At 69.7% G+C, this 12,265-nt stretch carries 13 protein-coding genes and 1 rRNA gene; 11 read left to right on the top strand and 3 right to left on the bottom strand.

All coding sequences use genetic code 11. The features are described 5' to 3' along the window. Positions 1–44: 44 nt before the first annotated feature. From rrf to DEJ48_RS17125, 10 genes are all read left to right on the top strand, one after another. Positions 45–161 (top strand): 5S ribosomal RNA (gene rrf, locus DEJ48_RS17170). Positions 162–246: 85 nt separating this feature from the next. Continuing rightward, positions 247–891: an HAD family hydrolase gene (locus tag DEJ48_RS17165; RefSeq protein ID WP_150217045.1), complete on the top strand. Its 645-nt coding sequence runs from the start codon at positions 247–249 to the stop codon at positions 889–891. A gap of 141 nt (positions 892–1,032) precedes the next feature. Beyond that, complete coding sequence (locus DEJ48_RS17160) at positions 1,033–1,803, top strand: VC0807 family protein (protein WP_223832077.1); 771 nt, start codon at positions 1,033–1,035, stop codon at positions 1,801–1,803. Positions 1,804–1,871: 68 nt separating this feature from the next. Next, positions 1,872–3,095, top strand: coding sequence for an MFS transporter (locus tag DEJ48_RS17155; RefSeq protein WP_150217044.1), 1,224 nt, complete (start codon positions 1,872–1,874; stop codon positions 3,093–3,095). Further along, a complete protein-coding gene (locus DEJ48_RS17150) occupies positions 3,046–4,221 on the top strand; it encodes an acetoin utilization protein AcuC (protein WP_150217043.1) in 1,176 nt (391 codons plus the stop codon). Before DEJ48_RS17155 ends, DEJ48_RS17150 begins: the two co-directional genes overlap by 50 nt. A gap of 170 nt (positions 4,222–4,391) precedes the next feature. Beyond that, positions 4,392–5,207, top strand: a complete 816-nt coding sequence (locus DEJ48_RS17145) for a phosphatase (protein ID WP_150217042.1) — start codon at positions 4,392–4,394, stop codon at positions 5,205–5,207. Positions 5,208–5,339: 132 nt separating this feature from the next. Further along, entirely contained in the window at positions 5,340–5,549 is a 210-nt protein-coding gene (locus tag DEJ48_RS17140; RefSeq protein ID WP_157869005.1) for a helix-turn-helix domain-containing protein, read from the top strand. A 147-nt stretch (positions 5,550–5,696) separates the two neighbouring features. Further along, entirely contained in the window at positions 5,697–5,795 is a 99-nt protein-coding gene (locus tag DEJ48_RS17135) for a 30S ribosomal protein bS22 (RefSeq protein ID WP_003948845.1), read from the top strand. A gap of 175 nt (positions 5,796–5,970) precedes the next feature. After that, complete coding sequence (locus DEJ48_RS17130) at positions 5,971–7,026, top strand: NAD-dependent epimerase/dehydratase family protein (protein WP_150217041.1); 1,056 nt, start codon at positions 5,971–5,973, stop codon at positions 7,024–7,026. A gap of 14 nt (positions 7,027–7,040) precedes the next feature. Continuing rightward, complete coding sequence (locus tag DEJ48_RS17125) at positions 7,041–8,111, top strand: lysophospholipid acyltransferase family protein (RefSeq protein ID WP_150217040.1); 1,071 nt, start codon at positions 7,041–7,043, stop codon at positions 8,109–8,111. A 97-nt stretch (positions 8,112–8,208) separates the two neighbouring features. Here DEJ48_RS17125 and DEJ48_RS17120 read toward each other — a convergent pair whose 3' ends face one another. The 3 genes from DEJ48_RS17120 to DEJ48_RS17110 form a co-directional block, all read right to left on the bottom strand. Then, positions 8,209–9,462: a DUF5667 domain-containing protein gene (locus DEJ48_RS17120; RefSeq protein ID WP_150217039.1), complete on the bottom strand. Its 1,254-nt coding sequence runs from the start codon at positions 9,460–9,462 to the stop codon at positions 8,209–8,211. Positions 9,463–9,700: 238 nt separating this feature from the next. Beyond that, the gene (locus tag DEJ48_RS17115; RefSeq protein WP_150217038.1) at positions 9,701–10,495 is read right to left on the bottom strand and encodes an ECF subfamily RNA polymerase sigma factor, BldN family; all 795 of its coding nucleotides are present in this window, start codon (positions 10,493–10,495) and stop codon (positions 9,701–9,703) included. A gap of 298 nt (positions 10,496–10,793) precedes the next feature. After that, positions 10,794–11,747, bottom strand: coding sequence for an HAD family hydrolase (locus tag DEJ48_RS17110; RefSeq protein WP_150217037.1), 954 nt, complete (start codon positions 11,745–11,747; stop codon positions 10,794–10,796). A gap of 104 nt (positions 11,748–11,851) precedes the next feature. Between DEJ48_RS17110 and DEJ48_RS17105 the strand changes: the two genes are divergently transcribed. After that, positions 11,852–12,127, top strand: a complete 276-nt coding sequence (locus DEJ48_RS17105) for a glutaredoxin family protein (protein ID WP_150217036.1) — start codon at positions 11,852–11,854, stop codon at positions 12,125–12,127. Positions 12,128–12,265 lie beyond the last annotated feature (138 nt).

Here is a 12,265-nt window from a genome sequence, read left to right as displayed (position 1 = left end):
CCCATGCAAGGTCACGCATGGTGCGGTTGACAGTTTCATAGTGTTTCGGTGGTCATAGCGTGAGGGAAACGCCCGGTTACATTCCGAACCCGGAAGCTAAGCCTCACAGCGCCGATGGTACTGCAGGGGGGACCCTGTGGGAGAGTAGGACGCCGCCGAACTTTTTTTGGGAAAACCCCCGCACCGTATGGTGCGGGGGTTTTCTGCGTTCCAGGGGGATTTCCGGAGAAGGATTAGGGTCGGGATATGCGATACGACCTCGTCATCTTCGACAACGACGGCGTTCTGGTGGACAGTGAGCCGATCTCCAACACGATCCTGGCCGGCTATCTGACCGAGCTCGGGCACCCCACCTCGTACAAGGACTCCTTGCGCGACTACATGGGGGGCGCCATGCATCGCGTACACGATCTGGTTCTCGAGCGGAGCGGGCAGCGGTTGCCCGAGGACTTCGACGACGTATTTCACGGGCGTGTGTTTGCCGCGTTCGAGCGGGAGCTGCAGCCCGTGGACGGGGCTGTGGAAGTGCTGGAGAAGTTGGCCGGGAGCGGCGTGGCCTACTGTCTGGCCTCTTCCGGGAGCCATGAGCGGATTCGGGTCGGTCATCGGAAGGCCGGGCTCGACAAGTGGTTCGGTGAGGACCGGGTCTTCAGTTCGCAGGACGTGGGGCGGGGCAAGCCGGCGCCCGACCTTTTCCTGTACGCCGCCGAGCGGATGGGCGTGACGCCGGAGAAGTGCGTCGTGGTGGAGGACAGTCCGCTCGGGGTGCAGGCCGCGGCCGCCGCCGGAATGGATGTCCTCGGGTACACGGCCATGACGCCCGCCGAGAGGCTCGTAGGGGCGACTGAACTCTTCGGTGACATGCGGGAGTTGCTTGACCTGCTCGTATGACGGCGGCCTCGGGGCGGGGCTGACATTTGTCATGGCGAGGTCCGGACGATCGTTTCTGTCGGCGGGTGGGCCGCGGAGGCGAAGCTGAGGTCGTCGCGGAGAAACCGGACGCACGCCGCAGCCCGACGGAGGAACCTGATCATGAGCCAGCTCGCCACCGACGTCCCTGTCGAGGTTCAGCCCCGTACCTACCCTGCCGATGAGGCCGGCGACGCACGCGACGTGCGCAAAGCGCGCGTCGAGTCGCTGAAGCCGCTCGTGCTCGACGCGCTGGTGCCCACCGCCTCGTACTACCTGCTCAGCAAGGGGTTCGGGATGGGGACCATGGCGGCGCTCGCGTGGAGCAGCGTCGTGCCCGCGGGGCGGACGGCGTGGGGGCTGGTCAAGGAGCGGCGGGTCAACGGGCTCGCGGCGCTCATCCTGACCGCCAACGTCGTCGGACTGCTGATGAGTCTCATCGCCGGGGACCCGCGGCTGATGCTCGCCAAGGACAGCGGCATCACCGCGACCGTGGGGATCGCCGTACTGCTGTCGGTGGTGGCCGGGCGTCCGCTGATGACCGCCGCCCTCGAGCCCTGGGTGACCAAGGGCAAGGCGGAGAGGATCGCGGCCTGGCAGCGGCTGAGTGCCGGACGGGGACGGTTCGTGCGGCTGGAGCGGACGTTCTCGGTCGTGTGGGGTGCGGCGCTGTTCGGGGAGGCGCTGCTGCGGGTCGTGGGTGCCTACACGCTGCCCGTCGACACGATGGTGTGGCTCGGCGGTGCGATCGCGGCCGTGACGATCACGCTGACCGTGTGGGTCAGCGGCGCCCTGGCCGTCGCGCCGATGGAGAAGATGGTCGCGGCGGAGGTGGTCCGGAAGACGGCCGGGGAGCCGGCTGGGGTGTGCGCCGAGGGCCGTGGTCGCTGCTGAAATGCCGGAAGAATTGGTCGAGTGATCCATCTACCCACGGGTAGTCCGGGGCCCTACGCTCTGCAGCCATGACCGAAGTGCTGCGGCGCGGCAGGGCCTCGCTGGCGTTCGCGTTCCTGGTGCAGGGCGTGACCTTTGCTCTGCTCGTGACGCGGATCCCGGCGATCCAGGACCGGTACGGGATATCCGACGGGCTGCTGCCCGTCTTCCTCGCGGCGGTGCCGATCCTGGCCGGGGTCGGGAGCGTGGGCACCGAGCAGCTGGTCAAAAGGGTGCCGCCGAGTGCGGTGCTGCGGTGGTCGCAGCCCGTCGTGCTGCTGGCGCTGCTGGGGGTGGGCGCGGGCGACGCCCTGTGGCACGTTGCCGTGGCGCTCGGGGCGTTCGGGCTGGCGGTGGGTGCGCTGGACGCGTCCATGAACATGCTCGGGGTCAGTCTTCAGCGGGCGTACGGGCGGAGCATCATGCTCGGGTTCCACGCCGCGTACAGCCTGGGCGGGATCGTGGGGGCGTCGCTGGCCTGGGCCGGGGCGCACTGGGACCTGTCGCTCTTCGTCTCCTGCCTGCCGGTCGTGGGGGTGCTGCTGCCGGCCGCGCTGATCGGGAGCCGGTGGTACGTCGATGCGCAGAAGGCCGAGGTGGGGGCGGCTGCGGAGGAGGCGGGCGGGCGCGGGGACGGCATCGTTTTCAAGGTGCTGCTTCCGCTGTGCCTGGTGATGACCTTCGCCTACATCGGTGACTCGACCGTCTCCAACTGGAGCGCCAAGTATCTGGAGGACGTGCTGGGGAGCTCGGAGGAGGTCTCCACCGTTCCGTACAACGTCTATATGGTCATGACGCTGGTGGGGCGCGGGCTCGGGGACCTGGGGGTGCGGCGCTTCGGGGCCGTGGCGGTGGTGCGGGCCGGGTCCGTGGTGGCGGCGCTGGGGTTCGCGGTGGTGGCGGTGGCGCCGGGGGCCTGGGTCGGGATCGTCGGGTTCACGGTCCTCGGGCTGGGGCTGTGCGTGATCGTTCCGCAGACGTTCGCCGCGGCGGGAAGACTGTTCCCGGGCGCTTCGGATGCGGCCGTCGCACGCCTGAATATCTTCAACTATGTGGGTTTCCTGATCGGTTCGCCGCTGGTGGGAGCACTTGGGGAGGCCTGGAACTACCGGGGGGCCATGGTCGTTCCCATGGTGTTGGTGCTCTTGACCTTGCTGTATGCCCGTTCCTTCGCCCCCGGACCGGACCGGTACGGTGACGGGCATGAGTGGCCGCGCACAGCTGATGTGGGACGAGGCAGTAACGGGCTATGACTTCGGCCCGGGTCACCCGATGGACCCGGTCCGGCTCGGGCTGACCCGAAGTCTGGTCGACGCCTTCGGGCTCGCCCGGGATCTGGAGGTGGTCTCGGCGAAGCGTGCCGGTGACTCCACACTTCGGCTCGTGCACCGCGGGGACTACGTGGACGCGGTGAAGGCCGCCTCCGTGGATCCCGCGTCGGCGCGGGGGGAGTACGGGCTCGGTACGGAGGACGACCCGGCCTTCGCCGGGATGCACGACGTGTCGGCGCTCATCGCCGGCCAGTCCGTCGGCGCGGCCGAGGCCGTGTGGCGCGGGGAGGCCCTGCACGCGGTGAACTTCGCGGGCGGACTGCACCACGCGATGCCCGGGGGAGCCTCCGGGTTCTGCATCTACAACGACGCCGCGCTGGCCGTCGCCCGGCTCCTGGAACTGGGCGCGGAGCGCGTGGCGTACGTGGACGTGGACGTGCATCACGGTGACGGGGTGCAGGCCGCCTTCTGGGAGGACCCGCGGGTTCTCACGGTCTCGCTCCATGAACATCCGCGGACGCTCTTCCCGCAGACCGGATGGCCCGAGGAGACGGGTGCGGACGGTGCGGCGGAAGGGACGGCCGCGAACGTCGCGCTGCCGGCCGGTACGGGGGACGCGGGATGGCTGCGGGCCTTCCATGCCGTGGTGCCCGAGCTGCTCGCCGAGTTCCGGCCGCAGGTCCTCGTCACGCAGCACGGTGCGGACACGCACTTCGAGGACCCGCTGGCGCACCTCGCGGTGTCGCTGGACGCGCAGCGCGCCGTGCAGGTGGCGTGCCACGAGCTGGCCCACGAGTACGCCGACGGGCGCTGGGTCGCGCTCGGCGGCGGGGGGTACGCGGTGGTGGATGTGGTGCCGCGGTCCTGGACGCACCTCGTCGGCATCGCCGCGGGGCGGCCCGTCGAGCCGACCGCGGAGATTCCCGAGTCCTGGCGGCAGGAAGTCTTCGCGCGGACACGGCAGTTGGCGCCCGGGAGGATGACGGACGGCCGATGGCCGGTGGACTGGAAGGAGTGGGAGTCGGGGTACGACCCCGCCGACCGCCTCGACCAGGCGGTGCTCGCCGCGCGGCGGGCCGTGTTTCCGCTGCGGGGGCTGCTGGCGTAGGAGCGCGTCGAGCTGGGGTGCGTCGGTCCGGGGGCTTCGGTTCGGGGTGTTTCAGGAGAGCGTACTCAGCAGGGGAGGCGGCGGCCCCGATTGTGCCCGTGTTAGCCCAACTGTGGGTGGTTTCCGGGGTTTTGGGGACGGGTGGTCGCGCATGCGACAGCATCGGCAGCGTGTTGAGCACCGGCGCGCTGCGTGCGCATCTGTTGGCGGCTCGGTTGGCCGGGCCCGTGGCCACCTCTCGGGAAGAGAGCCTGCGGAGCTATAGGCTCTTCGCGGCCCGCGACCCGCGGATACTTCTCGGGCTCGATCCCGAATGGAGCTGGGGATCGGCCGACCTGTTGCGCCTGATGTCGGACAAGTGCGGAGTGTCGGCCGATCCGAGGTGCACCTCGGGAGCCGACGTCATCGATCCGGAACGGACGCTGGCGGCGCTCGACGCGTTCGCGGAACGGCTCGCGGCCGCCGCCCGGGGCCGGCTCCCCGTGCTCTTCGGGACCGGTCATCCGCACCGGCTGCTCGGGTTCTACGCCGCGTTGGCGGACGCTTTGTCGGCGGCCGGATGTCCTGTCCTCACCCCTGCGCAGGGCAACAGTGTCGACATAACGACCCGGTTTGGTCTACGCACGTACAACCTTGACTACGTACAAGGAGTCGCGCTGGTGCGCGAACCCGGCGCGCGTCCGACCGGGAGTGAGACCGGCGCACACACCCACTCACCACTCCCGGTTCGGGCCGCCCTCGATGCCGCAGCGGAGGCCGGGGGACCGCTTCCGCGGTTGGTCGTGGGGGACCACGGATGGGTCTGCGGAGCAGGTCAGCTGGGGTTTGAGGCGATCGGTCTGGCGGATACGGACGATCCCGCGCTGTTCGTCGGAGAGGCCGAGGGGCGGGTGTCCGTCGTCGTTCCGCTTGATGACGCTGTGCGGTCTGATTACTACCGACCGCTTACTCGCTATGTACTCAATCGAGCGTGTCTGTCACAGTAGGCGGCCGATGGCTGCTCCTCTTCCCCACTCGCACCATCCGCCCCTAGTCTGGGGAGTGAGCGCGCAGCGACGAAGAGTCACCGGAAGGGGAAGCCGGTGCCCGTCATGTGCGGAAGGTTCAGGTGGGGTGTCATGGCTGCAGACCAGAGGCCGCTGAACGAGGTTCAGTTTCTGACCGTGGCGGAAGTCGCCTCGGTGATGCGAGTGTCCAAGATGACCGTGTACCGGCTGGTGCACAGCGGTCATCTGCCCGCCATCCGGGTCGGAAGGTCCTTCCGGGTTCCGGAGCAGGCGGTTCACGAGTACCTCCGCGAGTCCTATGTGGGGGTCGAAGCAGGTTGAGCGAGGGGTCCCGAGGGCCCGTCGCGCAGGGGTCATGGCCCCTCGATTACGTCCCTCACGCGGGGACGGGTAGGCTAGGCCGACGTAGGTCGTGTGGGCCCAGTCTGCTGCCCCGCACCGAGTGAAGAGAAGTGAGCGAGGGTAGTCGTGGGCTCTGTTATCAAGAAGCGGCGTAAGCGGATGGCCAAGAAGAAGCACCGCAAGCTGCTGAAGCGCACCCGCGTTCAGCGTCGCAACAAGAAGTAGGCGACCGCTGCAACAGCGTGTACCGAAGCCCTCCCGTCATCCGACGGGAGGGCTTCGGTGTTTTCGGCCGTCTCCGGGTGCACGGACATCACACCGCAACGTCCACCCGATAGCGTGGTCCGGAACACAGCCGACGGCGGTGCGGCGAGGGTTTGGGGAAAGGCAGGCGCTGATCTTGGGCAAGGTCGTGCTCGTGACCGGGGTGGCCCGACAACTGGGCGGCCGTTTCGTCCGGCGCATCCAGCGAGACCCGGACGTCGACCGGGTGATCGCCGTCGACGCGGTACCGCCCGAGCACCATCTGGGCGGCGCCGACTTCGTCCGGGCCGACATCCGCCAGCCCACGATCGCCAGGGTCCTCGCCGAGCACGGCGTCGACACGGTCGTGCACATGGACGTCACCGCGACGGCGCTCGGCGGCCGCGGGGGCGGCCGCGGCTCGGTCAAGGAAACCAACGTCATCGGCACCATGCAGCTCCTCGGCGCCTGCCAGAAGTCGCCGACGGTCAAGCGGCTCGTGGTGAAGTCGAGCACCAGCGTGTACGGGTCGGCGCCCAAGGACCCCGCGGTCTTCACGGAGACGACGCCGCCCAAATCGCTGCCCAGTGGTGGCTTCGCCAAGGACACCGTTGAGGTCGAGGGGTATGTGCGCGGCTTCGCGCGGCGCCGCCCGGACGTCGCGGTGTGCGTGCTGCGCTTCGCGAACATCCTCGGGCCCGCGGCGGACTCGCCGCTCGCCGAGTACTTCTCGCTGCCGGTCCTGCCGACCGTGTTCGGCTACGACCCGCGCCTCCAGTTCGTCCACGAGGACGACGCGGTCGAGGTGCTGCGGCTCGCCTCGCACGAACCGGAGCGCGGCACGCTCAACAGCGGCACGTTCAACATCGCCGGCGACGGCCAGCTGCTCCTGTCCCAGTGCTCGCGGCGGCTCGGCCGCCCCACCGTGCCGATGTTCCTGCCGGCCGTCACCTGGGTCGGCTCCGCGCTGCGCACGCTCGGCGCGACGGACTTCTCGCCCGAGCAGATCAGGCTGCTCACCCACGGCCGGGTCGTGGCGACCCGGCAGATGCGCGAGACACTGGGGTTCGAGCCGAAGTACACGACGGCGGAGACCTTCGCGGACTTCGTACGCAGCCGGGGCCCCGGGCTGCTGCCACCAGGTGCCCTCGCGGGCGCAGTCGACCGGATCGCCGCGCTGCCCCTCGCGGGCGGCCACCCGAGCGCCAACTGAGGAGAGCGTCAACGATGGCGGACGCCAAGGTCATTCCGTTCGACGACGACCGGTCGCGCGGCAGCGCGCAGCGCGCCTCGCGCCGCAGGTCCGCGCCGCGCCGCAAGGGTGACCCCGTGGCCGGGGTCAAGGCGCTGCCCGGGCAGCAGGAGGGACAGCAGCCGGAGGTCCCGCAGGCCGTGGAGGAGCAACCGGCGCCCGCTGAGCCGCGGGGCCGGGTGCCGGGGCCGCGGGCCGGCGGTGGCGGCGGCTGGGACCGGCGCATCGCGGGCGGCCTGGCGTTCCTGCGGCGGCGGCTCACGGGTGAGTACGAGGTCGACGACTTCGGTTACGACGAGGAGCTCACCGACCAGGTCCTGATGTCGATGCTCCGGCCCTTCTACGAGAAGTACTTCCGGGTCGAGGTGAAGGGCATCGAGAACATCCCCGCCGACGGCGGGGCGCTGATCGTCGCCAACCACTCCGGGACGCTGCCGCTGGACGGCCTGATGATGCAGGTCGCGGTGCACGACAACCATCCCGAGGGCCGGCATCTGCGGCTGCTCGCCGCCGACCTCGTCTTCATGCTGCCGGTGGTCAACGAACTGGCCCGCAAGGCCGGACACACGCTGGCGTGCGCGGAGGACGCGGAGCGGCTCCTGGAGCGGGGCGAGCTGGTGGGCGTGATGCCGGAGGGCTTCAAGGGCATAGGGAAACCGTTCAGCGAGCGCTACAAGCTGCAGCGGTTCGGCCGCGGCGGCTTCGTCTCGACGGCGCTGCGGACGGGCTCGCCGATCGTGCCGTGCTCGATCGTCGGGGCGGAGGAGATCTACCCCATGATCGGCAACGCCAAGACGTTGGCGCGGGTCCTCGGGTTCCCGTACTTCCCGATCACGCCCACGTTCCCGTGGCTCGGTCCGCTGGGTGCGGTGCCGTTGCCGACGAAGTGGACGATCCAGTTCGGTGAGCCGATCCCGACGGACGGGTATCCGCCGGAGGCGGCGGAGGACCCGATGCTGATGTTCAACCTGACGGACCAGGTGCGGGAACAGATCCAGCACTCGTTGTACAAGTTGCTGGTGCAGCGGCGGTCGGTGTTCTTCTAGCCGGTGTCCTTTTAGCCGGTGTTCTTTTGATCAGTGATACGTGATCGGGGGCGCCCTCCTCGTAAGGAAGGCGCCCCCAGTCACGTACGGGCAGGAGTCAGTTCGCGTCCTCGCCCTTGATGCCGAGCTCCGGGAGCTGGAGGCCGGGCAGGAGCGGTGGCAGCGTCACGTCCGGCTCGGCCGGTGTGCTGTGCTGGCCGGGTTTGCTCTTGCCGTCCGAGGGCTCCGGGCTGGTCTTCTCGTCCGGTGGGTCGAGGAGGCCGCCGGTGGTGCCGCCCAGCAGGCCGTCGTCCTTGCGGTCCGACGTGGACGGCTTCGGCTTGCTGTCGCTGCCCGTGCCGCTGCTGTGCGAACTGCCGCCGCCCGAGGGATGGGACGTCCGGCCGTCGGCGCTGTCCGAGCCGCTGGGGCTCTGCGACGTACGCCCGCTGGAGCCGCCCTTCTCCGGTGCGCTGGGCAGGAGGGAGCGCAGCGGGTCGACCTCTTCGTCTATGGCGTCGAAGACGGAGTTCACCTGCTCTCCGACGTCGCCCAGCTGGACGGGCAGGCGGCCCTGGAGGTCGGTCCATGCCTCGCGGTGCGACCGGGAGAAAGCGGACAGCGCCTGGATGGGGCCCAGGGAGCCGTCCCGCTCGTACGCCTCCAGGAGCAGGCGGTGGCCCTCCGTGGCGTCGTGCCGCATGCCGGAGAGGGCTCGCCTGACCTCGCCGAGGGACTCGTGGTCCAGGGCGCCGGAGCGGCCCCGCTCCATGAGCCTGCGGGCCTCGTTCAGGCGGGTCGACGCATGGTCCAGGTAGATCTGGCCGCGGTCGGTGTCGTCGTCGGCCAGGCCCAGCTTGAAGTCCTCCATGCCGCGCTTGAGGCCGTACAACGAATCGCCGGGGAGTGCGTCGGAGCTGGCCGCCGCCACTCCGCCGAACGCGCCCGCGGCGACGCCGACCGTGAGGCCGCCCGCCGCGATGCCCTTGGACAGACGGGAGCGCGGCCGCAACTTCCGCAGAGCACCCGCTCGGTGGGCCCCCTTGCGGGACCGTTGCTCGGGAACGGAAGGACTGCCGCCCTCGAGGAACATGGCTTCCATCGCGGCCACGAGCTGGGCGCGCTGGACGACCTTGACCTCGGGGTCCAGGGCGGGCTTGGGCAGCGCGTCGAGACCGTCCGTCAGGGCCAGCATGTGGCTCTGCTCGGACGGTTCGGCGCGGCCGGTGGTTTCGGGGGACTCCACGGGTGCGGCCGCGGGTACGGGCGCGGAGTCCACGGACTGCTCGGCCGCCGGACCCTGGTCGGAATGCTCCTCCAGGGCCTGGGCGAAGGCGTTCGCCCGCCGGTGGGCCGATACGTTCGCGATCACTGGCGGCACCTCCTCTCGTCAAGACGGTCGACTCCCCAGGGGGTCCTGAGGGTTGCATGTCCTGACCATTTCCACACGATCGAGTGAGCGGAGCCAGCCAGGTAGCGACCACAGGGAGCCTGCATCCCGCACAACGAGCGTCGCGGCACTTGGGTTACGGACGAAAGATGATCGGACCGCGACAATTCCGTGGCGCCCATCTGGCCGCCACGGAAGGTGAGTTGGGCGCTACGGAGCGCTAGCGGACGTCGTCGGGCAGGAGTCGGGCCAGCGTGCGCACCGCGCGGTACTGGAGGGTCTTGATCGCGCCCTCGTTCTTTCCCATGACCCGCGCGGTCTCCGCCACGGAGAGGCCCTGGAGGAAGCGCAGGGTCACGCACTCCTGCTGCTGCGGGTTGAGGCGGCGGACGGCTTCGAGGAGGGCGGCGTTCGAGAGGGACTCCAGGACGGAGTCCTCGGGGCTGCGCTCGACCTCGTTGGCGTCGAGCATTTCGCCCGTGGTCACCTCGAGGCGGAATCGGCTCGATTTGAAGTGATCGGCGACCAGGTTGCGTGCGATCGTGACCAGCCAGGCGCCGAAGTCGCGGCCCTGCCAGGTGAAGGTGCCGATGCGGCGGAGGGCGCGCAGAAAGGTCTCACTGGTGAGGTCCTCGGCGGTCGCCTTGCCGCCCACGCGGTAGTAGATGTAGCGGTAGACCGTGTCGCTGTACTGGTCGTAGAGGCGTCCGAAGGCGTCGGACTCGCCGGCCTGGGCGCGTTCGACCAGGTCCATCATGCGGGCGCTGTCGCTGTCCGCCGCGGGGCGGCGGGGGGTGGGGGTCGAAGTGGCGGCAGCGGAACCGGAACGGGCCCGTCTGCTGACTGCCGCGCCGCTGTTTGCCAGGGCGTAGCAGGGCCCGGCGGGTGCGGGGACGGCAAGGGCGGGGACGGCGGGGACGGCGTACGCGGTGGGGACGAAGCCGCGCAAGCGGTCGATGACCGTTGCGCGCAGCGTAGCCAGGCCCGAGGCGTCAACCCCGACGTGTGGGTACACGGGACTCCCAGAGGCAGAGCTTCCATCACGTGCAGTGCGGGACCGTTCACCCGTCGTAGCGACGCGCGGGGTCCGTTATGCGTCTGAGGAGAATAACGCTTCGTACAGGCAGCGCTACACCCAGTTGCTCAAATCATCGATTACGTCGCTTCTGTAACCGATTGACGCCCGTTCAAGTACCGCAGAGTGACCAACTGTTGATCGAATCAGTTCACATTCCGTGTCGGCCTGAGGCGTGTTGTGGCCGAGTGCTACCGGCGTGACTGGCGGGAGGCGCGGCGGGGTAGGACCGACGGAATCAGTGGCGGCGGCGGTGCAGGGCCACGGCCGCGGCGGCGCCGCCCGCGAGTGCGCCGACGCCGGCGGCGGCCGGGATGCCGACCTTCGCGGCCTTGCGGCCCGTGCGGTAGTCCCGCAGCCGCCAGTCCCGCTCGCGCGCGTGCTTGCGCAGCTTGGCGTCGGGATTGATCGCGTACGGGTGCCCGACGAGGGAGAGCATCGGGATGTCGTTGTGCGAGTCGCTGTACGCGGCGCAGCGGCCCAGGTCCAGGCCCTCGGCTGCGGCCAGCGCGCGGACGGCCTCGGCCTTCGCGGGGCCGTGCAGCGGCTCGCCGACGAGCTTTCCGGTGTAGACGCCGCCGATCGACTCGGCGACGGTGCCGAGGGCGCCGGTCAGGCCGAGGCGGCGGGCGATGACCGTGGCGATCTCGACCGGGGCGGCGGTGACCAGCCAGACCTTCTGGCCCGCGTCGAGGTGGGCCTGGGCGAGGGCGCGGGTGCCCGGCCAGATGCGCTCGGCCATGTACTCGTCGTAGATCTCCTCGCCGATGGACATCAGCTCGGCGACCCGGTGGCCCTTGACGATGGACAGGGCGCTGTCGCGGGCGTCCTGCATGTGCTCGGGGTCCTCGACGCCGGCGAGCCTGAACCAGGCCTGCTGCCAGGCGAATCGGAACAGCTCCTGGCGCTCGAAGAACTTGCGCTTGTAGAGCCCGCGGCCGAAGTGGAAGATCGCGGCGCCCTGCATCACGGTGTTGTCGAGGTCGAAGAAGGCGGCGGCCTTGTCGTCGCCGACGACGGGGAACTCCGGTTCCCGCTCGCCTTCGTCGGGCTCGGCCCGAGCGGCGAGGGCGTCGAGCTCCTCCTGCTTCCTGGAGGACTTGCGCGCTGCCTCAGCCGAGGCCTCGCCTGCCAACACGCTCCGCGCCGTGGCGGAGCGCCTACGGGGGGTGAGCCATCCGAGAGCGGCCATGTCGTGAGCATAGCCAGTTTGTTCGGTGGTTCCGGAGTCGGGAGGAATCGGGCCTGTGAACTCTCCGTGTCCTGGCCGGGGCAGGGCGGGGCGAGAATGGCGGCATGAGCCCGATTTTTCGTCGTACGAAGAGAAAGCCGCAGGAGCGGTCGGTCACTCTCATCGGCAAGCCCGGGTGCCATCTGTGCGATGACGCACAGTCGGTGATCGAGAAGGTCTGCGGGGAGCTCGGCACACCGTGGGAGAAGAAGGACATCACGCGGGACGAGGAGCTGCATCGGGCCTACTGGGAGCAGATCCCGGTCGTTCTGGTGGACGGGGAGCAGCACACCTTCTGGCGCGTGGACGAGGCGCGGCTGCGGCGCGAGCTCGAGGGCTAGGGCCGTCCGGCACTGACCGATCAGTCCAAAGTGCCCGCGAAGTCGATTACGCTTTGGGGCGGTTTTGGTCTCGGGGGCGATGATCGTGAGGAGTGTGTACGGTTTTGCCCCCCTTGAATGAGCGACGACGCCGCCCGT

It is taken from the genome of Streptomyces venezuelae, from assembly GCF_008642315.1.
GTDB lineage: Bacteria > Actinomycetota > Actinomycetes > Streptomycetales > Streptomycetaceae > Streptomyces > Streptomyces venezuelae_D.
The sequence above is the reverse complement of the archived record's forward strand: the minus strand, read 5'-3'. Positions and strand labels throughout refer to the sequence as shown.